The sequence below is a fragment of the Bacillus sp. BD48 genome (assembly GCF_046566805.1).
GTDB lineage: Bacteria > Bacillota > Bacilli > Bacillales > Bacillaceae > Bacillus > Bacillus safensis.
In genome coordinates, this window is the sequence record NZ_JANGFM010000006.1 from 142,747 (window position 1) to 164,591 (window position 21,845).

A 21,845-nucleotide genomic window follows, 5' to 3' on the forward strand; every position below is an offset into this window, starting at 1 on the left:
AAACATCGATATCGGGATATTTTTATTTTTGCCTGCTCTAATTACATAAAATAGGTTAACCAGAGGTCAAAAATTAATATTTACCTCGCATTTGGTTATGAAATGTCCTTTTTTGCAATTTTGCCCGGTTCATATTAAAGTATATAATGATAAAAATTGCTGAAAGACTTTATAGAAGGACATGCCCTTTAGGCGCTATGTCATGAGAGGAATTGGATGAAAGATGAGTAAAAATTTCTGGCTTGATTTACCGCGGCCATTTTTTATATTAGCACCAATGGAAGAAGTGACAGATGTTGTGTTTCGTCATGTTGTGAGTGAGGCGGCGAGACCTGATGTGTTTTTTACAGAGTTTACGAACAGTGAGAGCTATTGCCACCCTGATGGTATTCAAAGTGTGAAGGGGCGTTTAACCTTTACAGAGGATGAGCAGCCGATTGTTGCTCATATTTGGGGAGACAAGCCTGAGAACTTTAGACAAATGAGTATTGGAATGGCGGAGTTAGGATTTCAGGGGCTTGATATTAATATGGGTTGTCCTGTCCCTAATGTTACGCAAAACGGGAAGGGCAGTGGCTTGATTCTTCGTCCAGATGTTGCGGCAGAGCTGATTCAAGCGGCAAAAGCTGGGGGATTACCTGTCAGCGTCAAAACAAGACTTGGTTTTACTGAAGTCGATGAATGGCGCGGGTGGCTTAGACACATTTTGGAGCAAGACATTGTGAATTTATCAATCCATCTTCGCACAAGAAAGGAAATGAGCCAGGTGGATGCGCATTGGGAGCTCATTCCTGAGATCAAAAAACTTCGTGATGAAGTAGCACCTGATACTCTTTTGACAATCAATGGTGATATTCCTGATCGTCAAACAGGCTTAAAGCTCGCTGAACAGTATGGAGTGGACGGTGTGATGATTGGGCGTGGGATTTTCCATAACCCATTTGCTTTTGAAAAAGAGCCAAAGGAGCATACAAGTGATGAACTGCTCGGTCTTTTAAGATTACATCTTGATCTCCATGATCAATACTCATCACTAGGTCTACGTCCATTCAAGGCACTTCACCGTTTCTTTAAGATTTATGTAAAAGGATTCAGAGGAGCGAGTTTCTTAAGAAATCAATTAATGAACACATCATCAACAGATGAAGTGCGTGCAATGCTGGATGAGTTTGAAGCGAGAAATCAAGAACAATCATGACCAAAAAGAGGAGGGGGAACCCTTCTTTTTTTTATTTAATAGGACTATTAAACTAGTTCGCTTAAATGGTGAAATGAGATAGAAATAACAATTGGAGGTATTTTATTTGAAACCATTTTGGGATAGAGAAAGCGAAGAAACATTTAAGAAAATCAATGAGAAAGGCATTGCAAAAGCGGAAAAGAAGCTAGGCGTCATCTTGCCTGATACATATAAGAAACTTATCCTCGAACAAAATGGCGGGTATACCCTGCATAATGCTTTTCCAACGGATCAACCGAATGGATGGGCAGAGGATCATGTGTCATTTGATCATTTAAGAGGAATTGCCAAAAATGAAGGCATTATGGATAGTGATTATTTAATAGAAGAATGGGAATTGCCTGAGGGACTTGTGCTCATTTCTGGTGATGGTCATACGTGGATTGCATTGGATTACAGAGAAACGAAGGAACATCCACCGATTCACTACTTTGATCTAGAAGATGAGACGGATTTCAAATTAGCGGATTCGTTTGATGAACTGATTGCTGGGCATTATACTGCTGAATAACATTCATAGGAAAAGGCAGCCGCAAGTAGATATATTTCATCAAATCCGTGTTATACAGTGTTTTTTGAGAGAGACAAAAGAGTCTCTCTTTTTTTTGCGAAGCAACATTGAATCTCTCTCCAAAACTGTACCTGTTATGTTTAAGTCCTATTATTCAATTGGTTCACTTTCCACTCACTAAATTTCCTGACGATAATATCTGCCACAATGTAAAATGGCAGAAAGCTGGAGTTGTCCACTTTGTTATATAAGTGAAACGGGGTGCTGCTTACATAGATGTTAAACATGGCATTTTGTGCAAGGAGGTTATTCCTCAATGTGGTCATGCTGATAAATTTGATATGCCTTGTTTTCACCAATTGAATGATTTCATCTAAATTCTTCGATTCACCTGATAAAGAAATGATAAATAAAAGGTCATCCTCACCAAATTCAATGATTCCATCTGTTAAGTCTCGCTTGCTTCGTAATACTTGGGATTTTTTATGCAGTGACCATAGCTGCCGTTGTACATCATTGGCCAAATCGAGCTGTGCTGTTCCTGTACCATAAATATAAATATACGGTGCACGATCTATCAGTTGATTTAATTGATGAAAGTCCAGCTGCTCCATATATTTTCTTGTCTGCTGGATATCTTGATCGAGCAGCTTCATTAAATCCTGTGTTGTCTCTTCAGTGAAAGCATTTAATTTCACATAAGACTTTAAGTCACTGTAGCCGTCGAACCCTATTTTCTTGGCAAGCCTATGAATGGATGAGATGGAAGTATGAGCATAGCGAGCAAGGTCCTGAATTTTCATTGTCTTCATTTCTTCAAGATGATCATGGATCGTTTTAATAATGTGCAGGTCATTCTTATTTAAATCTTCGAAGTATTCATTTACCAGCTTGTCCAGTATCATGCGATGTGCCCTCCAACATGAAAATATTTTCTTCCTGTGAAAATATAATCTAATGTTACAACTTGATTTCTAAATACGTCAAACCTATTGGTTTTTGTAAGCGCTGCCTTTACAGTGATGTTATGGATCAAGCAAAGGGGTTATGCTTATGAATGCAATCAAGCGGTTTGGCAGTGCTATGGTAGTTCCTGTACTTTTATTCGCGTTTTTTGGTATTGTTGTCGGCCTCGCGACTTTATGTAAGAATCCAGCGATTATGGGGGAAATGGCTGAAGAAGGTACGATGTGGTACAAGGTTTGGTCACTGATTGAAAGCGGGGGATGGACGATTTTCAATCATATGGAATTAGCCTTTGTGATTGGATTGCCCATCTCACTTGCAAAAAAAGCGCAAGCACGTGCGACGCTCGCAGCTTTGATGATTTATCTCGTATTTAACAATTATATTCATGCTATTTTGACACTTTGGCCGTCTACTTTTGGTGTTGATTTATCGCAAGGTGTCGAGAACGTAGCGGGAGTAAAAGAAATTGCGGGTATACCTACGCTGGATACAAGTATCATTGGTGCGGTGATGATATCTGGAATCGTCATTTGGATTCATAATCGTTTTTATGATCAAAAGCTGCCTGAGATGCTCGGGATTTTTCAGGGGCTTGTATTTGTTGTCATCATCGGATTCTTTGTGATGATTCCTATTGCTTTTATCGTTGCTTTTGTATGGCCCTATGTTCAGCAGGGGATTCAATCTCTCCAAGGGTTCATGGCACAGTCTGGTTATATTGGTGTCTGGCTGTTTCATTTCTTGGAAAGGGTGTTAATTCCAACAGGACTTCACCATTTTATTTATACACCTTTTGAGTTTGGTCCAGCGGCTGTAAATGGGGGGTTAAAACCATATTGGATTGCTCACTTAAATGAATTTGCGTCCTCAACTTCTGATTTGAAGGATCTTTATCCATACGGATTTTTATTGCATGGGAATATTAAGATGTTCGGCTGTTTAGGGATAGCTCTAGCCATGTATTTTTCTACACCGAAAGAAAACAGAAAAAAGGTTTTGGCATTGGTATTACCCGCCACATTGACAGCCATATTTGCCGGAATTACAGAACCGCTTGAATTTACGTTTCTATTTCTCGCGCCTTATTTATTTGTGATACATGCACTTCTTGGAGCGACCATGGTGACAATCATGAATATGTTTGGTGTTGTCGGAATGATGGGTTCCGGGCTTATCGAGATAGCTGCATTGAACTGGATTCCGCTCTCTTCAAATCATGGAGGGATTTATCTGATCCAAGCGATGATTGGACTTCTCTTTACAGCAGTGTATTTTGTCATCTTTAGATGGATGATTGTGAAATTTGATATTCCATTACCAGGACGAAAACACGAGGAGGAGACGAGGCTATATACAAAACAAGATTATGAGAATGCTTATAAAAAAGGGCATGACCAAAAGAAAGCGCCCGTTTATGCGTCTGAGTATGAAGAGAAAGCCGTTTATTTCTTAGAAGGCCTTGGCGGTAAAGAAAACATTAAAGATGTGACAAACTGTGCCACGCGTCTGCGTATTACAGTGATTGACCCTAGCTTGGTGAAAGATAGGGACTACTTTACAGAAAATAAACTGGCACACGGCATGGCGAAGAGTGGTCAAAGCATTCAAATCATTGTTGGCTTAAGTGTACCGCAAGTAAGAGAGTCCTTTGAGACAAAACTTTCATTAGATTGAAAAAGGAGCTGGATATGATGAAAAGATTTAATATTACTATTGCTGGAGGCGGAAGTACATTTACACCGGGAATCATTTTGATGCTGTTAGACTATCTAGATGAGTTCCCAATTCATACAATTAAACTCTATGATAATGATGAAGCTAGACAAAAGACGATTGCAGATGCATGTGAGATTATGTTAAAAGAACGAGCACCAGAAGTACGATTACTGGCAAGCACGGACCCAGAAGAAGCCTTTACTCAAGTCGATTTTGTGATGGCGCATATTCGTGTCGGCAAATATGCAATGCGTGAATTAGATGAGAAAATTCCATTGAAGCATGGAGTCGTCGGACAGGAAACATGCGGTCCAGGCGGAATAGCTTACGGAATGCGGTCCATTCCAGGTGTATTAGAACTTGTCGATTATATGGAAAAATACTCACCTGATGCTTGGATGTTAAACTATTCTAACCCTGCAGCGATAGTAGCAGAGGCAACACGTAAGCTAAGACCGAATTCTAAGATTTTAAACATATGTGATATGCCAATTGGCATTGAAGAATTAATTGCAAAGAATTTAGGCTTATCTTCACGGAAAGAATTAGAAGTCGATTACTATGGTTTAAATCATTTTGGCTGGTGGACCGATATTCGAGATAAATCAGGAAATAGCTTAATGCCTGAGGTGATTAAGCATGTAAGCCAGCATGGTTATGCAACAGATGGCACATCTGAATTAGAACAGCAGAAGAGCTGGAACAGCACATTAAAAAAGGCTAAAGATATTCAAGCACTTGATCCAAAAACGGTACCGAATACGTATTTGAAATACTATCTATTTCCAGATGAAGAAGTGGCACATTCAAATATCGAGTTCACACGTGCCAATGAAGTGATGGAGGGACGGGAAGCTTTTGTTTTTAGTGAATGTCAGGCTATCATTGATAAAGGAACTGCAAAGGAAACAAAGCTGACCATTGATGAGCACGCTTCTTATATTGTTGATTTAGCAAGAGCTATTGCTTTTAATAAAAAGGAACGGATGCTGATGATTGTAGAGAACAATGGCGCCATTAGGAACTTTGATCCAACAGCCATGGTCGAAATTCCTTGTATTGTTGGGAGCAGCGGTCCAGAAAAATTAGTAGTTGGAGAGATTCCAAGATTCCAAAAAAGTCTCATGGAGCAGCAAGTTGGCGTAGAAAAACTAGTAGTAGAAGCATTTGAAGAAGGGTCCTATCAAAAACTATGGCAGGCTATCACATTATCGAAAACGGTGCCGAGTGCTAAAGTAGCAAAAGATATTTTAGACGACTTAATTATGGCAAATCAAGCATTTTGGCCAGAGTTAACATAACAAAAGAATAAGCAATATGGGCGTCACAGCGCTCATATTGCTTATTTGTTTTTTTTAACCGATGTATTGTGATGGAGAGGAAAAGGCCCCCTTACTCTGCACTCTCCTCAACCTCACGGCTATCCTCTGTTTCACCAATATAAATAGGGCCGTTAGCGTGGTCGATTCGGATTGGCCATTCGTATGGAATTTGAAGACGTCTAGCAATGGCTCTCCAGAATTTTGTGGAATCCAATTCGAATTCTTGGAAGTCTTTTAATAAGTCTTTGTAAGACGAGCCATCAAATTGAATGTACATATCTTGAAGGCGCATGAACGCAACATGTCTCACTTCAAGTGCTGCTGCGGCTTCCATTTCTTCTTCTGTTGCTTCTCCGATGATTGTACCTGCGGGCGGAAGCATGTCGTATACGTTAAATTCCTCTTCTTCTTCGTGTGCTGCATTGTGCTGTTGATCTGACATTTTTCTTCACTCCTTCTCGTTCTCAATCAAAACTTTATTCCGTGCTTACTTCTATTATCGGAAGGAAATGTGAAATGTGGAATGAAAAGTGGAGCAGATCCACAACACTTGCTTTTTTCTCTTGAATCATCTATGATCAATTGTAGATATAAAAGGTCTATAATAGATAGAAAGGAGTTTTCTCATGAAATATTCTAAAGCGACCAACTATGCGCTGCATACGATGGTGTTTTTAACTCTTGCGCCAAAGGGTAAAGCGATTGGCGTTGAGCCTCTTGCTAAGATGCAAGACCTTTCACCAACCTATTTATCCAAAATTTTAACAAAGCTTGTGAAGGCGGGATTGATTGAGTCTACACCTGGTGCAAAGGGAGGATACACCCTTATCAAACGAAAGGAAGACATTTCGTTTTTAGATGTCATTCAGGCTGTAGAAGGACAAACGAATTTATTTCGCTGCTCTTTAGAGCACGACTCCTTCATGCCTCATGATGGCTGTTTGATTGAACAAGTCATGCAGGATGTGGAAACGAAAATGCAGGAGACGTTAAGTCAAAAACGGTTAATTGATATTGCGAACCAAATTGAACAGACAGAAAAAAATCCATTTTTCAACGTGTGATTTTTTTGAACTAATTATAGATATTAAGTGTCTTTAAAGTCTTGAATAAAAAAGGAGAGATTTTTATGATATTAGATTGTGCCATTATCGGAGGCGGGCCAGCCGGATTAAGTGCAGCACTTGTTGTAGGAAGAGGCAGAAAGCAGGTCATTGTATTCGATGATGAGCTGCCAAGAAATCGAGTGACGCAGGAATCACATGGATTTATTACAAACGATGGAATGACACCATTTGAGATTAGACAAGCCGGAGAGGCAGATCTTCAAAAATACCCTCATATCCAAATGAAACGAAGTAGAATTGTTGATATACAAAAGAAAGAGGAAAGCTTTACGTTACTGACACATGAGGGGGATGCATTTGAAGCGAAAAAAATCATCCTAGCAACAGGTCTTCAGGATATACTGCCAGAGATCGAAGGAATTCATGATGTGTATGGAAAAACGTTGTTTAGCTGTCCTTTCTGTGATGGATGGGAATTAAAGGAGAAAGCACTTGCCCTCATTGCAGAGAATCAGCGAGCCTTGCACATGGCTAAGCTTCTTTCCAATTGGACAAAGGATTTGATCGTGTTTACGAATGGGCACATGTTAGCTGAAGAAGACAAGACGCTTCTGACGGCACATTCTATTCAAGTCATTGATGTGCCAATTGTGTCGATTGATCATGACAATGGACAGCTGCGCTCTCTACAGCTTGCGAATGGGGAGATAGTGAATAGGGAAGGCGGTTTTGTCGCAAGTGAATTCAAGCAGTCAGCCCCATTTCCCGAAAAGCTTGGCTGTCAAATGACGAAGAATGCGGGGATTGAAACAGATATTCTTGGACGTACAACCGTCAGTGGTGTCTTTGCATGTGGTGATAATTTAGGCGGTCCTGCTCAGTTAGTTCTCGCAGCATCAGCTGGAAGCCAGGCAGGAATGGGCGTCATTCATGAACTTGTGCAAGAAGAATTTCAAGAAAAAACATCTCTATGAAAAGAGATGTTCAGCGGAGAGCGGTTTTCCATTTTGTTAAGACGTGAGCTGTCCATTCAAAAAGTGCGTAGATAACAAAGAAGATCAGGATCCAGCTGCTGACATCGACCCATACATTGGTGATCTGAATGATGTTCGCCTGATCAAGTCCAGCCTGTATCCACATGGTGATCAGTGCTGTAAGGAACACTTGTAAAAACCATTTTGATGTTTTCAATTGGCCACACCTCCATCTCTTTCTATCATATAAGAAATGACAGTTTATTTCCAATTGTTTTCCTATACGTTTCAACGGTAAAATAAGAAATAAAACGAGTGAAAGGGAAGCAAATGAGCGATCAAACCAATAGATTTTTAAAAAATCATTTTCCTGATCTTATCCTCACGCCGCCGCTTTTTTATGGGTGGCCTATTGGGCTTCGGTTTGAAGTGGCAGATTGGTCATTAGGAAAAGAATCGATTTTATTAGAAAAAGCGGGAGATCGTGCTTTAGAGATTGTGAAATATGCTTTTGATCCAGAAGACGAGATGCTGCTTGTAACGGATGTGTATACAGAACATGAACATGAATTAACGAAGCGTAAGCTCTTGGTATACCAGAAATATGTCAATCGAAAAATGCGTTACCGATTGCGTCATGAGCTTTTGACTTATGTACACCCAGAAATAGAAGAGAGCATGAAGTTAGAGCGGTTTACAATCAACTGCCGTCTGCGAGATATTCGGTTGCGCCCTTTGCTTCATGCGATATGCCAAGAAGGTTTTTTTACACCAAATCAGATTTTGAAGGGAAGACTGGGGTATGAAATCTATCTTATCAATCTTTCTAAAAAAATGATTTTTCACTTATATGATGATCGAGGCTGTGATCTCATTGCGGCAGAGCCGGAACATTTAAGACCAGTCTATGAAGGCTTACAGCACTGGCTATTAGACTATGATCGCGCTCAGATGGACCGCCTGTTTGCAGCGAAATAAGAAAAACCGCACTTTCGACAAGTGCGGCTTCTTTTTATGCTTCTACTTTATTGAAGAACTGCGGCAAATATTCTTTGTGTGCTTCTAGCATTTCATCTAGGATGCTTTTTGCAATGGCATCTGATGGGACAAGCGGGTTGATGGTCATTGCGACAAGAGCTGTATTGTAATCGCCTGTCACGGCTGCTTCAGCAGCTACACGTTCAAAGGATTTAATTTGAGAAATGAGTCCTTTGACAGCAACTGGCATTTCACCAACAGCGATTGGTTTAGGACCGTCTTTTGTGATAACGCAGTTGAGTTCAACGGCAGAATCATTTGGAATGTCACTAATTGCCCCATTATTAATGGTGTTTACAGGCTGAATGTCATGCTTGTCGTTATAAATGGATGCAATCAAGTTACAAGCTGCATCACTGTAGTAGGCACCGCCTCGTTTTTCAAGCTGTGGCGGCTTGATGTCGAGATCAGGGTCTTTGTAAAGCTCAAACAGATCATTTTCTAATGCGCGAACGACTTCAGCACGAGTTCCTTCATTTGCTGCTGCTTTCTTTTCCTCAGCCAGCATATCACTTGTTTTGTAGTAGTAACGGTGATACGGACAAGGAATGACGCCAAGCCCTTTTAAGAAATCAGCATCCCATGGAATCGCTTGAATGTTGTTCATCGACATGCTGGAGTTTGGATCAGCCATGTCTTCAATGACTTGATCCATGATGCTTTTGCCGTCTAAGAATACATTAAGCCCAAAGACCATATGGTTTAATCCAGCAAAGCTGACTTCAACTCTGCTTGCGTCGACATCAAGTCCTTTGGCAATTCCCATGCGAATACCGATAGGCACGTTACATAAACCAACGACTTTGCGATGGTTTGAATAACGAAGAACGGCTTCAGTGACCATACCAGCTGGATTTGTGAAATTCACAAGCCATGCATTCGGGCAAAGCTCTTCAATATCTTTGACAATATCAAGAATGACAGGAATGGTGCGAAGTCCTTTGAATAGACCCCCTGGACCATTTGTTTCTTGACCAATGACATCATATTTTAAAGGGATGCGTTCATCCTTCATACGTGCTTCAAGAAGTCCGACACGGAATTGTGTTGTGACAAAATCAGCATCTACAAGTGCTTTCCTGCGATCTAAAGTTAAATGAACCTCGATCGGAAGACCTGCTTTTTTGACCATGCGTTTTGCAAGATTTCCGACGATCTCAAGCTTTTCTTTTCCCGCTTCAATATCAACGAGCCAAAGCTCGCTAATCGGAAATTCATCGTACCGTTTAATGAATCCTTCTACAAGCTCTGGTGTATAGCTTGATCCTCCACCAATTGTGACAACCTTTAATCCTTTTGCCATGTTCTGCACCTCCGAATAATGTAACGCGCAATGTTATAATAGAGAAAAGTCTTTTTTATTTTGTACATCTATAGCTTATCGTTAGAGCATCTCGTGCGTAAATGACTTCAGCGTCTTTAGGCAAGGGTGCCCTATTTAGAGATTTGTTACATAAAAGAAACACATTGTGACATGTTGTTGGAGAAAGGGGAAGTCAGATGTTTTCAAGTGAGATCATTTCCAGCTTTAATGAACTAGAAAGCGCTTTATACCGATATATCATGGAAAACAGTGAAAAGGTCGTGTACATGAGAATTCGAGACCTTGCAGATGCTGCGCATATTTCTACTTCGTCTGTCCTTCGCTTTTGCCGAAAAGTAAATTGTGAAGGCTTTTCAGAGTTTAAAGTGAAGCTCAAAATGTATTTAGAATCAGAGCAGACACCTACTCTAAAAAGCACCCAGCACTTTTTGTATGAATTTATTGAACGTACCCTAAAAGGGGACTTTGAAGGGAAGATTAAAGAGGCAGCAAGGCTCATTGCCGATGCGAAAAATGTGCTGTTTATTGGCACGGGCAGTTCTGGCATTTTGGCGCAGTATGGGGCAAGGTACTTTTCAAGTCTTGAGAAATTTTCATTTTACATCAATGATCCGTTTTTTCCGATGAATATGCAGTATTTAGACAATAGTGTCACCATTGTGCTGTCTGTATCAGGAGAGAACAGTATTACGATTGATCATATTTCGAAGTTAAAAAGAGAAGGCAGCACAATCATTAGTATTACGAATAACCAGCACTGCACGATTTCGCGTATTTCAGATTTAAATATTGCCTACTACGTCACAGATGAGCGGGTTCACAGAGCCAATATCACCACACAGACGCCAGTTGTGTATATTTTAGAAGCCATGGCCCGTGACATGTTCGCGATGTTAAAAGAAAAGTAAAAGAGCCGCTCATACATCAGCTGCTCTCTTTTTTCTGCTTTATAAAAGAAAGGATGGCAATGCCGGAACAGACGAGTACAAACAGACCTCCTAGCAAATACACAAATCTCGTTCCAAATGTATCCGCAATCAATCCAACAAAGAAAATAGATAAACTGACAGACATAGAAGAGAGGACGTATTGAGCTGAATACACTTTTGATAAGTCATGGACTGGCGTTTCTGTTTGAAGAATGGTTTGCTGAGAAACATCCCGAATTTGATAGGCTGGCCCCATTAAAATACAAAGCAGCAACGCAAGCCATGGCAGGCTGTTCAGCGAAAACAGAATGGTCAGCACTGCATAAATAAAAGAGCCTGCTGCCATAAAGAGGAGAAGCTGTTTTTGAATAAACCGGCTCAGCCATGCAGCCAAGATCCCGCCTATAATGGCACCTATATAATAAGCAGCATTGATAAATCCCCACCATTCCTCACCTTGCTTTAAAACAAGAGTGACAAAGGCAAGCGTAACCGGTCCGACCCACAAAGCACCTGCAATATTTTCACAAACATCCATGAAGGTCAGGGTGCGCACCGTTTTGTTGGTCCAAATGATCTTCCAGCCTTCCTTGAACCTGTTCATCGTATTTGCTTTTTGAACCGTGTCTTCTTGCTTGAGTAGAGAAAAAACAGGGATGATAAATAGATAAGACAACACAATCATGAAACAAGAAGCCCACATTAAATAAAACGGGCCAATCAACAGGACAAGCATTCCAGTAAACGTATAGCCGGCAATTTGAACAGATTGATAAAAAATGGAGGCTGTACTGTTCGCTTTCACAAGCTGATTTTCTGGCACAAGTATCGGCATGATGGCCTGTAATAAAGGACTAATAAGCCCGCCTGTGATGGAAATTAAAATGAACGCGCTAAACAGCCAGACTAGATGCTGCTGAAAGAAATGAAATTGGGATGTGAATACAACGAGCATCGCAATCCGTAAAAGAGGGACCCATTTCAATAGACGATCGGCTTGAAAGTGAGCGGTCAAAACAGGAGAGATAAGCCCGGCCAATAGCTGACATAGCGTTCTTATTAGCGGAAATACAGCCGCATAGGCAACAGATTGTGTATCTTGATAAATAACTAACGTGATGATCATCAAAAATAGAATATCACTCAGCATGAGAAGGCTTTTACTGCCTGTATAACACCAAAACTTGTTTCCCATATCAAACCGGCTCCTTTTCAAAAACAAGTTTAGTATAGCATGGTGATGAAGGGTCCTTAGGCTTTCCATTGAAAAATACATCTTAAGGATGAGAAGATTGTGATAAGCTAAATGAAGAACATTGTAAGGAAAGGGGTTCAATCGATTGAAAAAATTACCGGCACATGACTTTTTGGACAAACACGACATCCCATATGAGATCAAAACATTTTCTTCCGAAACAGAAAAGGGAGCAGCAAATGTAGCGGCAGCCCTTGGTTTTCGTGAAAGACAAATGATTAAAACATTGATTTTTGAAACAGGAGAAGGGGAGCAGCTGCTTGTGATGGTTGGCGCTGATCAGCATATTAAGTCAGGGAAACTAAAGAAAGCGGCCGGCTCCCGTAATATAAAAATGGCTTCACCGGAGAAGGTTCTTGAAGTGACGGGCTATCGCATTGGTTCGATTCCGCCGTTTTGCTGGCAGCCAGAAGGATTCCGCACCATTATTGAGGCTTCATTATTAGGAGAGGAGATATTAGGTGTTGGGGCAGGCGAATGGGGAAATGAAATCCTCATCACACCAGAACAATTAGTGAAAGCCTCAAAAGCTGTACCGTTTGACATCGTGCAGCCAGCCGAATAGAAAAAAAGTGCCTGTTTCTGAAGCAGGCACTTTTTTAATTGGCAGCAGGCGTAGTAAATGGACCGATACCTTTCATTTGCAGGAAGGCATCTACGGTTCTATTTTCTTCAAGATCATTCGCCCGTTTGCACACAACAACCGGTCTGACGATCTCAATGCCTTCAATGTACACGCGCCCAATTTCTTTCCGCTTGAGACTGCCTTGAACCGCATCACGGGGAACAAGGGTAATGCCATATCCAGCTTTGATCATTTGAATCGCTTCATGAACTCCGCTGAATTGTAAATCAACGGTCGGTTTTTTGATCCCTTTCGAGGTAAATAATGAAAAGAGTTTATCTCTTGTGGAACTGCCTTCTTCACGCATCAAAAAAGGCTCCTGACTCAGGCGCTCTAGCGGGACCGTTTTTCCGTTCAACTGATGGTCTGCCGGCACAATAAAATCATAGCTCAAATTCGTTAAATGAGAGGTGAGAATCTCCTCATGGTGCAGATCTTCGATCACAGCGATGGCGACATCTGATTCATATTGAAGCAGGCTCTCTAAAACTTGAGCGGAGTTTCCGCTTTTTAATTCAATTTCTGTCTGTGGTGAAGATGTTTTAAAGGCAGCAAGCCAATCTGGCAGTAAAAAGTTAAGTGGTACATAGGTAGAAGCGATGCGGAGCCGCCCCTTTTTTCCGTTTTGTAAAAGTGTGATCTGATATTCTACTTCCTTTTCAGCCTCGAACACTTGCCGGGCATAAGGGTATAGAATTTTCCCCATTTCCGTAAGTGTAATGCCTCTGCCATTTCGTTTAAACAGACGGAACCCGATCTCACTTTCAATGCTTCTAAGCTGAGCCGTGACAGCTGGCTGTGTCAATGACAGTACATCTGCTGTTTGTGTAACGCTTTTTGTCTCTGCGACCTTTGCAAATATCCGAAGGGCATGTAAATTCAACTTTGCACCACCTATCAATTATTTTGATGTTTTAATCAAAAACATTCATTAGATTTATTATAAGGCATCCCTTATCGTAAAGGTAGAGAAGGGGGAAGGGAAAATGGATCATCGTCAAAAGCAAGTGGTCTCAATATCGCTTATCACAGCATTTGCACTGATTGGGGATTCAATGCTTTATATTGTTCTTCCGATCTATTGGAAAGAGATTGGTTTATCATCTATTTGGGAGGTTGGGCTGCTGCTGTCCATTAACCGATTCATCCGCATCCCGCTAACACCTGTCGTTTGGTGGTTTTATCGGTTTGTCCCAATGAAGACTGGTGTATTGATCGCTATTTTGATTGCGTCCGTGACCACAGTGCTTTATGGTGTGAGCGGTTTTTGGCTGTTGCTGATCTGCCGCTGCGCTTGGGGGCTGGCATGGACGTTATTGCGCATGAGCGGGATGAGATTGATTGCTGAAATGGAGGAAGGCTCACAAGGGCATTATACGGGTATTTATAATGGGCTTTACCGGCTTGGCAGTTTATTTGGCATGTTATTTGGCGGAATATTCGCCAGCCTGATCGGCTTTCAATCCATGACGCTTGTCTTTGGTTTACTCTCATTGCTGGCGCTCATTTTTTATGTCTCTTTGGATGAGATTGAAAAGGGCGAAGAGAGGCAGGTGTATCAAGTCATCAAACAGAGGTGGCTTGCACGAGATGTTGTGAAAGTATTAATGACAGGTATGCTGATCGCACTTGTGATACAAGGGTTATTCGCATCAACGCTGAGCCATGTCATTGAAGCAAGGATCGGTCATGGTGAATTTGCTCTGTTCGGCTTTGTCATTGGAGCTTCGGCTTTAAGTGGAATCATTCAAGCGCTCAGATGGGGGTGGGAACCATTTGTAGCACCGAAAACTGGCAGATGGTTTGATGGCCTTGTGATGAAGGAACGAACACTTTGCTGGATGTTTCTTTCATTTGGAGGTCTCAGTCTTCTTGCGGTCATGCTGAAGGTAAGCGGCTGGTTTCTTGTGATGCTGCTTTTGATCCAGCTGCTGTCAACGATCTTAACGACATTAACGGATACACTTGCCTTTCAAAAAGCCTCTGCTCAAACAGATAAAAATCGCTTCCTCGCAAGCTATTCCTTTGTTCAAGATATGGGAGCGGCTTTAGGACCCTTGTGCGGATATACGATGATTCAGCTTTTTGGATCAAGCAGCGTCTTTTGGCTGATGCTCATCATAAGCTTATTGCTTGTCAGCATGTGGGCAAGAGGCAGGGAGCTGCATGTTTCTTCTGATTCAGCGTAAAAAATCAATCATTATACTAAAAAACTGCCTCATGCGCTGAATGCAAGAGGCAGTCATGGTTTCTTATTCTACATCTGAATCATAGGCTTTTTGCGTCAGCTGGCTGACCACCTCTTTTAAACCATTTGGTTTATGAAATTCAACAGGTGTGCTTCCTTTTTCGAAGACGATTTGGTCTGCTTCAACGAGCACGACATATCGATTGTTGACCTTTGCAATATGGATCGAGTGGCCAAAGTCTGCTAGAAGACCTTTGATTTCCGTTTCGCCTAAACGCATTTTCATTGTAATATCAGGGGTTTGTTCAACAATATGGGAGGCCGCTAACGTGACCTGTTCTGTATCGAGTGTTTCTCTAATTTCTCGCTTTTCACTCGCTTCCCATATTTCAAGATCCTCTTCAAACTGCTTTAATTCTTCACTTTCATCCTGTAATGTTTCAAAAACCTGTTCCTGTACCATATTCATAACCTGTGATTTCATAATTTCAGGCATGGATTCACCGTATTCGACGAACTTCAAAAAATCCTCAAAATAACGAGCGTGTGAGGATTGATGAATTTTCACTTCAGCTTCCTCTGTCATGCCCTCTTCTGGCATGAACGGGTATTGAATCGATTTCATGTTTTTTGTCGTAATGGCCATTTCCACTTTTCTGATCAAAGTAGATGTATCAGCGATAGAAGCCACTTTCTGTTCGAAATCGCATTTCATAATAAAGACAAAGGAATCATCGAAATACTTTTTAGGAGCAGCAGAAGCAACTAAAAAAACGCCGCCTCTGACAGCACTTGTATCTAAATATGTGCGAACAAACTGTTCACTGCATTCATTAAACAATTCTTTTGTATCTGCAAATCTCGTTTGATGAAATAGATTGTAGTTTGGGTTAGAATCGAGCTCATGACCGGGTTCTACAATAAATCGACCAATTTTGGTCGGTACTTGTTCAGATTTAGGATGTCTGTCCACTTTTCGTTTGACGATTTTTTTCAGCTCGCCGTCTAAAAAGTCCTTCAGCTCACTTTGTTCAAATTCTTCTTGATCTAGTGTTTGATAATGTTTAAACCGTTTATTTGCTTGTTCATCTTTGCCTTCGATTTCAACGACAAAGAATGAGAGAAAACGTATCGTAAAATCCATTGATTGGTCACCACTTTTTCTTCTTCGGATATGTTGAGTATAGAAAAAGGAGTGAAAATCGTCAACGAATGGAGAAATATCGTGTCATTATTTCCCGAGAAATGTTTATTGAAAAACACTTGATAATAATTATCATTCTTGATAGAATGATAAAAGAAAAGAAGGAACCTGCCAGTTCCTTCATCTCAGAGAAAAATAGATTATTTTGTTTCAAATGTTTCGCAATCAGTTTCAGTATTGCGAGTCACTTCAGTCATCGTGTTTTTACCAATTTTAATGGTAGAAGCGGTACAGCTGTTTTCAGCCCAAAAACGGCAAGAGTTCACTTCACAAAGAACGTTTTGTGCCATGGGAATTCACCTCCGTGATTCATATTGAGAATGAAGCAAGCTGCCACTTGAATTCATTCAATCTAGTAGTCTCTTTGTAGAAAGAGGCTGTTTGTGCTGGTTATGCACATGTTTATCATACCATCTACCCTGAAAATATACAATTGAAACTTTGGAAGAGCGAGAATATGAATCTCGCTCTTTTTTATTTGTAAAAATAGTTAAATGCTAGGTGGCACACTCTCTCATTTCGACATATGAATAGAGTAGATTCAAAACCTGATGTCGGACAAAGTATGAGGGTACATGTACTGATTTTCCGCATAAAGATAGGGTTTTAATCAAAAATCTTCATAGAGAGATGAGGGGAGAAGATGAAAGCAGTCATTCTCTGCGGAGGAAAGGGAACGAGAATGAGTGAGGTCACACAAGCGCTTCCTAAACCACTTGCTATGATCGGAGATCGGCCTATTCTATGGCATATTATGAAAATCTATCAGTATTACGGTGTAGACGAATTTATCCTATTGCTTGGATATAAAGGAGAGAAGATCAAAGAGTATTTTCTGAACTACGACTGGCAGCACCACAGCATGCAGCTCGATATGGCGACAGGAGAAATGAAGCTATTAGGGAAATCGGAGAACTGGAAAATCACCTTTTTAGATACAGGCGAAGATACGATGACAGGCGGACGTTTAAAGCAGGCACAGGATTACATTGGTGATGAGACCTTTATGATGACGTATGGTGATGGATTGGCCAATATCAATATGTTTCATTTGCTTAAACGTCACCAGGATCTTGGAGCAGCTGCGACTGTCACAGGAATTGAAAAGAAGTCCCAGTACGGGACACTGAAGGTGTATAACGGGATGGCACAATCCTTCTCTGAGAAGACAGACAGTATCGGGATGATCAATGGAGGATTTTTTGTGTTGTCTCCAAAGGTATTTGATTATTTGACAGACGAGGATCAATGCGTGTTCGAAGCAGAGCCTCTTCAAAACCTGGCGAATGATGGAGAGCTTGCCGTTTATGAGCATCACGGATTTTGGACAGCAATTGATACGTATAAAAACCTGAAGGAAATCAACGACATGTGGACAGATGGAAAACAACCATGGAAGGTTTGGTGACAGCATGAGCGGATTTTGGAATGGAAAGAACGTATTTGTAACTGGATGTACAGGGCTGTTAGGGAGCTATCTCGTTAAGGAATTGATTGATCAAGGGGCAAACGTGACTGGGCTTGTGCGTGATCAGGTGCCTCGATCGAATTTATATCAAGGCAGCCAATTTGAAAAAATGAATGTGGTGCAAGGTGCATTAGAGGATATGCAGACGATTGAACGTGCGTTAGGAGAATATGAAATTGACACCGTCTTCCATTTGGCTGCCCAAGCCATTGTTGGGGTCGCGAATAGACATCCTGTTTCTACATTTGAAGCGAATATCTTAGGGACATGGAATGTGCTGGAGGCTTGCAGAAGACAGCCGCTCATCAAACGAGTGATCGTGGCATCAAGTGACAAAGCATACGGTGATCAAGAGCAGCTTCCATATGATGAAGACATGCCGTTAAACGGGAAACATCCGTATGATGTCTCGAAAAGCTGTGCAGATCTCATTTCTCATACGTACTACAACACATACGGTCTTCCAGTTTGTATTACACGCTGCGGTAATTTATATGGAGGCGGGGATTTGAATTTCAACAGAATCATCCCGCAAACCATTCAGCTTGTGTTAGAAGGAAAGGCGCCGGAAATTAGAAGTGACGGTACATTTATTCGTGATTACTTCTACATTGAAGATGCAGTGAAGGCTTATTTGCTGCTAGCTGAAAAGATGGAGGAAAAAGGGCTGGCGGGAGAAGCCTTTAACTTTAGTAACGAAATTCAGCTGACAGTGCTTGAGCTTGTGGATAAGATTTTAAAGGCAATGGGAAGTGAGCTGAAGCCTCGTATTTTGAACCAAGGAACACATGAGATTAAGCACCAATATTTATCGGCAGAGAAGGCGAGAAAGCTGTTTGATTGGAAGCCTGACTACTCCATTGATGAAGGTTTAGAGAAAACGATTGAATGGTACCGCGAATTTTTTCAAAAATAGAGGTGTAAATAGATGAGCAGCATATATTGTACGGTTCTTTCAAGTGGAAGACTTTATCAAGCCATTGCGTTTTTCTTATCGTTGAAGCAAGTAGAAGATGATGCTGTCATCAAGACGTTATGTATGGATGATGCTGCATTTGATTTGCTTCATCAAATGAATTTCCCGCATGTGGATCTTGTTCATGTACGGGAGCTCGAAACACCAGAGCTACTGGAGAAAAAAGAGGAACGGGATGCATCGGAATATTGCTGGACCTTAAAGCCGATTTGGATTGAGTGGTTATTTGACCAGGAGCAGGCAGAGAGCGTGACCTATCTTGATGCGGATTTGTTCTTTTATGAGAGCCCTCAGGTTATTTTTCAACATCAGCCGAATGCTTCTGTTTTAATTTCGAGAGGGGATATTGTCATTCCAAGTTTTGATGCAGAGGAAGTGAAGATGCTTCAGAAGCTTTTAGGACGCTATAACTCTGGCTTTCTGCATTTTAAAGGAGATGAAGCTGGACGAAAATGCCTCAGCTGGTGGAAAGAAGAATGTCTAAAAGAATGTAAAAATGCACCGGGAGAAGGCAAGTTTGGCGATCAAGGATATCTAGATCATATGCCGAGGCTGTTTGACAAAGTAGAAGATATTGAGACAAAAGGCGTGAATATTGGTCATTGGAACTATGGGCAGCATTCTTATCGGGAGGAGAATGGACGTATTCTTCTCGAGGATGGGCACCCGCTCATTTGCTATCATTTCAGCGGCTTTCGGATTGTGAGCAAGGATGAGATGCAGCAAATTCATGAAAAAGGACGAAATGACCTGCCGTTCTTCCAAGAAGCCTATCGGGAAGTGCTTCGTCATGTGATTGAATCTGTAGAACAGGTCGATCCGCTGTTTAACGGCTATGCCAAACGGGAGGAGGATGACGCATGAACGATAAGCCAAAGGTAAGCGTCATTATTCCTAGCTATAATGCCAAAGAGCGTTTAGAAGGAAGCCTTTTTTCCTTAACGCTTCAGGAAACAGATATTCCATTTGAGGTCATTGTTGCCGATAATGGCTCAACGGATGGCACGATGGAAATGCTTGAGAACATTGAGGTGAACTTCCCGTTTAAAAAGGTGCGTATTCCTGTCAATCAAGGAATTGCAAAGGGGCGTAATCATGCCATTCGCGAGGCGGAGGGAGATCTGCTCATTTTCCATGACAGTGATATGTTGGCAGAACCGAGATTTATTCAAAAGCATGCAGATGCCCATGCTGACAGGGAGGATCTTGTCATTTGCGGTGTGTGCTGGAAGCGGATTTATCGTTATTTTTACACAGCATTTGATAAGGAACATATGAAGCGATTGAAAAAGCAAGGGCTGTATAAACGGAAAATGGAGGACAAAACGCCTCTTTTATCAATGGAAGAAGTCGAAAATGGTGCATTTCTAGAGAAAAGCTTCGATTTGCAGTCTGAGTTTATTGATATCCTGAAAGACATTTTGGAAACGTACCAATATGATTTAGGTTCTTATGAGCTGCCATGGCGATTTTTTATTACAAATAACTCCTCTGTTAAACGTAAGCATGTCATTGCACTGGGGATGTTTGATGAAAATATCGTTCGGTACGGATTTGAGGATTATGATTTAGGGATTCGACTGAATCAGCTTGGTCTCTCCTTTGAATTGCGAGAGGATATCATGAGTGTGCATCAAGAGCATCCAAGTAATTTAACGTCATTTGATGACATCAAATACAACATTTTGTATATGTGTGAGAAGTACAATTATATTGATGCCATTGATGTCCATTTGGCTTTCTCTGGTCCATTTTCTCACACTGTGACAAATGATATTGTGAAAGAAGTTCGGCAGCTGCGTGAGAATTCAGCATTTGATGACCTGTTATCCTATTTTTTAGAGCTGCTTCATTTGATCACAGAGCGGAATGTAGGCATCAAGCGGGATAAAAAAGATATGCTGACAGCCAAGCATGTTCCTTTGAAAAAGCTGGCAGAAGCGGCTCAGCTTGCACGTCAGGAGTATGGCTGCATGGTGCTTGTAGAAGCCATTCAAGGGCTGACGAAAGAGCTGTTACGTGTTGATTTGTTCCAAGTGGATGTGTTTTAAATGGCGTCTTATCATTTTACAACCATTGTGTCGAATACCCATGTCTTTAAGCTTTTGGCGCTGATTCATTCGCTTGAACAAAACGCTCATGCATTCAAGCTGTCCGTTTTATGTGCAGACCCTTTGGCTTATCAGGTGTTAAGGGAGTTCCCTCACCCGCATGTTCAATATGAACAGCTTGAGGACATTGAAGATGACACGCTGCGAAAGGCAAAAGAAGATCGTACGTTTCATGAGTATTGCTGGACGTTAAAGCCTGCTTTTCTGCTTAAAATTCTTGAGTCCTCAGATGCGGATTATCTTGCCCATCTGGATACGGATTTGTATTTTTATCATGATCCAGAGGCAATTTTTGCAGAGAATCCAAGCGCTCATTTATTTTTGACGGACCATATGAATTCCAAGAGGTTCTATCATTTTTATGAGTTGTCTGGACGCTTTAATACTGGGTTTGTAGGCTGCCGTAACACAGATGTTGCCAAACAGGCAGTCACGCAATGGAAAGAAAACTGTCTTGCACATTGTACAGTAGAAATGGATACAGAAAAAAAGACGTATGGAGATCAGCGGTATGTGGAAAGATGGGTTGATGATTTTGAAGGGGTTCATATCGTTGCATCTAAAGGAGCCAATGCGGCGATTTGGAATATTGAAAACTACAAGCTTTCAGTTGTAAAAGGAGATATGTATCTCGACGAATGTCCACTCTTGTTCTATCATTTTTCTGCCTTTACGATCATTGATGAGAATACCTTTAACCTTAATTGGTATTATTATATGAAAGAACAGAAGCTTGTGGATCATTTGTATATTCCGTATGCTGACTTGGTTCATCAAAAGATTAAACAGGTGCAAAAGGTATTTCCAGAATTTAAGCAAGGATTTATTGCGAAGAAGCATGTTCCTGACACGCATTTTTATGAGAAATGAAAAACCGCTCATTTATTGAGCGGTTTCAGCGTGTAGACAAACCCTCGCATTCTTTGTC

The 21,845-nt window shown here is 41.1% G+C and carries 22 protein-coding genes and 1 pseudogene; 15 read left to right on the top strand and 8 right to left on the bottom strand.

Translation table 11 applies throughout. The features are described from left to right. Positions 1-223: 223 nt before the first annotated feature. The gene (locus ACLGGR_RS17255; RefSeq protein WP_202739330.1) at positions 224-1,198 is read left to right on the top strand and encodes a tRNA dihydrouridine synthase; all 975 of its coding nucleotides are present in this window, start codon (positions 224-226) and stop codon (positions 1,196-1,198) included. A 106-nt stretch (positions 1,199-1,304) separates the two neighbouring features. Further along, a pseudogene (locus tag ACLGGR_RS17260) lies at positions 1,305-1,748 on the top strand (SMI1/KNR4 family protein); the annotation flags it as partial. A gap of 143 nt (positions 1,749-1,891) precedes the next feature. Here ACLGGR_RS17260 and ACLGGR_RS17265 read toward each other — a convergent pair. Next, positions 1,892-2,656, bottom strand: a complete 765-nt coding sequence (locus tag ACLGGR_RS17265) for a MurR/RpiR family transcriptional regulator (protein WP_410973552.1) — start codon at positions 2,654-2,656, stop codon at positions 1,892-1,894. Positions 2,657-2,804: 148 nt separating this feature from the next. Between ACLGGR_RS17265 and ACLGGR_RS17270 the strand changes: the two genes are divergently transcribed. Both ACLGGR_RS17270 and ACLGGR_RS17275 read left to right on the top strand, forming a co-directional pair. Next, a complete protein-coding gene (locus tag ACLGGR_RS17270; protein WP_410973553.1) occupies positions 2,805-4,394 on the top strand; it encodes an alpha-glucoside-specific PTS transporter subunit IIBC in 1,590 nt (529 codons plus the stop codon). A 17-nt stretch (positions 4,395-4,411) separates the two neighbouring features. Then, positions 4,412-5,737 (top strand): 6-phospho-alpha-glucosidase, encoded by a 1,326-nt coding sequence (locus ACLGGR_RS17275; protein ID WP_251217033.1) that lies wholly within the window; start codon positions 4,412-4,414, stop codon positions 5,735-5,737. A 91-nt stretch (positions 5,738-5,828) separates the two neighbouring features. On the opposite strand, the gene ACLGGR_RS17280 is transcribed toward ACLGGR_RS17275, so the two are convergent. Further along, positions 5,829-6,200 carry a hypothetical protein gene (locus ACLGGR_RS17280; RefSeq protein ID WP_039177014.1) on the bottom strand — a complete coding sequence of 124 codons (372 nt, stop codon included), beginning with the start codon at positions 6,198-6,200 and terminating at the stop codon, positions 5,829-5,831. 184 nt (positions 6,201-6,384) lie between these two features. Between ACLGGR_RS17280 and ACLGGR_RS17285 the strand changes: the two genes are divergently transcribed. Together ACLGGR_RS17285 and ACLGGR_RS17290 are read left to right on the top strand one after the other, a co-directional pair. Beyond that, positions 6,385-6,822 (top strand): Rrf2 family transcriptional regulator, encoded by a 438-nt coding sequence (locus tag ACLGGR_RS17285; protein ID WP_323649569.1) that lies wholly within the window; start codon positions 6,385-6,387, stop codon positions 6,820-6,822. Between the two features lie 65 nt (positions 6,823-6,887). Further along, complete coding sequence (locus ACLGGR_RS17290; RefSeq protein WP_410973554.1) at positions 6,888-7,799, top strand: NAD(P)/FAD-dependent oxidoreductase; 912 nt, start codon at positions 6,888-6,890, stop codon at positions 7,797-7,799. Between the two features lie 10 nt (positions 7,800-7,809). Here the strand turns inward: ACLGGR_RS17290 and ACLGGR_RS17295 are convergent, their stop codons facing one another. Beyond that, positions 7,810-8,016 (bottom strand): hypothetical protein, encoded by a 207-nt coding sequence (locus ACLGGR_RS17295; RefSeq protein WP_410973555.1) that lies wholly within the window; start codon positions 8,014-8,016, stop codon positions 7,810-7,812. Between the two features lie 113 nt (positions 8,017-8,129). Between ACLGGR_RS17295 and ACLGGR_RS17300 the strand changes: the two genes are divergently transcribed. Then, positions 8,130-8,777, top strand: coding sequence for a DUF3885 domain-containing protein (locus ACLGGR_RS17300; RefSeq protein ID WP_410973556.1), 648 nt, complete (start codon positions 8,130-8,132; stop codon positions 8,775-8,777). A gap of 34 nt (positions 8,778-8,811) precedes the next feature. On the opposite strand, the gene ACLGGR_RS17305 is transcribed toward ACLGGR_RS17300, so the two are convergent. Then, positions 8,812-10,140 (bottom strand): 6-phospho-beta-glucosidase, encoded by a 1,329-nt coding sequence (locus tag ACLGGR_RS17305; RefSeq protein WP_041116119.1) that lies wholly within the window; start codon positions 10,138-10,140, stop codon positions 8,812-8,814. Between the two features lie 197 nt (positions 10,141-10,337). Here ACLGGR_RS17305 and ACLGGR_RS17310 point away from each other — a divergent pair, with 197 nt between their 5' ends. Next, positions 10,338-11,069 (top strand): MurR/RpiR family transcriptional regulator, encoded by a 732-nt coding sequence (locus tag ACLGGR_RS17310; RefSeq protein WP_142946405.1) that lies wholly within the window; start codon positions 10,338-10,340, stop codon positions 11,067-11,069. Between the two features lie 16 nt (positions 11,070-11,085). On the opposite strand, the gene ACLGGR_RS17315 is transcribed toward ACLGGR_RS17310, so the two are convergent. After that, positions 11,086-12,285 carry an MFS transporter gene (locus ACLGGR_RS17315; protein ID WP_410973557.1) on the bottom strand — a complete coding sequence of 400 codons (1,200 nt, stop codon included), beginning with the start codon at positions 12,283-12,285 and terminating at the stop codon, positions 11,086-11,088. 145 nt (positions 12,286-12,430) lie between these two features. Here ACLGGR_RS17315 and ACLGGR_RS17320 point away from each other — a divergent pair, with 145 nt between their 5' ends. Continuing rightward, complete coding sequence (locus ACLGGR_RS17320; protein WP_410973558.1) at positions 12,431-12,910, top strand: aminoacyl-tRNA deacylase; 480 nt, start codon at positions 12,431-12,433, stop codon at positions 12,908-12,910. 34 nt (positions 12,911-12,944) lie between these two features. Here the strand turns inward: ACLGGR_RS17320 and ACLGGR_RS17325 are convergent, their stop codons facing one another. Further along, positions 12,945-13,853, bottom strand: a complete 909-nt coding sequence (locus tag ACLGGR_RS17325; protein ID WP_410973559.1) for a LysR family transcriptional regulator — start codon at positions 13,851-13,853, stop codon at positions 12,945-12,947. Positions 13,854-13,956: 103 nt separating this feature from the next. Here ACLGGR_RS17325 and ACLGGR_RS17330 point away from each other — a divergent pair, with 103 nt between their 5' ends. Continuing rightward, complete coding sequence (locus ACLGGR_RS17330; RefSeq protein ID WP_410973560.1) at positions 13,957-15,159, top strand: MFS transporter; 1,203 nt, start codon at positions 13,957-13,959, stop codon at positions 15,157-15,159. A 63-nt stretch (positions 15,160-15,222) separates the two neighbouring features. Here the strand turns inward: ACLGGR_RS17330 and ACLGGR_RS17335 are convergent, their stop codons facing one another. Together ACLGGR_RS17335 and ACLGGR_RS17340 are read right to left on the bottom strand one after the other, a co-directional pair. Continuing rightward, positions 15,223-16,302, bottom strand: coding sequence for a DUF3900 domain-containing protein (locus ACLGGR_RS17335; RefSeq protein WP_410973561.1), 1,080 nt, complete (start codon positions 16,300-16,302; stop codon positions 15,223-15,225). 200 nt (positions 16,303-16,502) lie between these two features. Next, positions 16,503-16,652: a DUF1540 domain-containing protein gene (locus ACLGGR_RS17340; RefSeq protein WP_072367870.1), complete on the bottom strand. Its 150-nt coding sequence runs from the start codon at positions 16,650-16,652 to the stop codon at positions 16,503-16,505. 353 nt (positions 16,653-17,005) lie between these two features. Between ACLGGR_RS17340 and rfbF the strand changes: the two genes are divergently transcribed. From rfbF to ACLGGR_RS17365, 5 genes are read left to right on the top strand one after another with little or no spacing between them, the layout of a single operon-like run. Next, on the top strand, positions 17,006-17,770 hold the full coding sequence (gene rfbF / locus ACLGGR_RS17345; protein ID WP_142946399.1) for a glucose-1-phosphate cytidylyltransferase: 765 nt from the start codon (positions 17,006-17,008) through the stop codon (positions 17,768-17,770). A gap of 4 nt (positions 17,771-17,774) precedes the next feature. Continuing rightward, on the top strand, positions 17,775-18,746 hold the full coding sequence (locus tag ACLGGR_RS17350) for a GDP-mannose 4,6-dehydratase (RefSeq protein WP_410973562.1): 972 nt from the start codon (positions 17,775-17,777) through the stop codon (positions 18,744-18,746). A gap of 12 nt (positions 18,747-18,758) precedes the next feature. Next, positions 18,759-19,670 carry a putative nucleotide-diphospho-sugar transferase gene (locus ACLGGR_RS17355; RefSeq protein WP_410973563.1) on the top strand — a complete coding sequence of 304 codons (912 nt, stop codon included), beginning with the start codon at positions 18,759-18,761 and terminating at the stop codon, positions 19,668-19,670. Next, a complete protein-coding gene (locus ACLGGR_RS17360; protein WP_410973564.1) occupies positions 19,667-20,857 on the top strand; it encodes a glycosyltransferase family 2 protein in 1,191 nt (396 codons plus the stop codon). The genes ACLGGR_RS17355 and ACLGGR_RS17360 overlap by 4 nt, the downstream gene beginning before the upstream one ends. After that, positions 20,858-21,787, top strand: coding sequence for a putative nucleotide-diphospho-sugar transferase (locus tag ACLGGR_RS17365; RefSeq protein ID WP_142946395.1), 930 nt, complete (start codon positions 20,858-20,860; stop codon positions 21,785-21,787). The last annotated feature ends 58 nt before the right edge of the window (positions 21,788-21,845 follow it).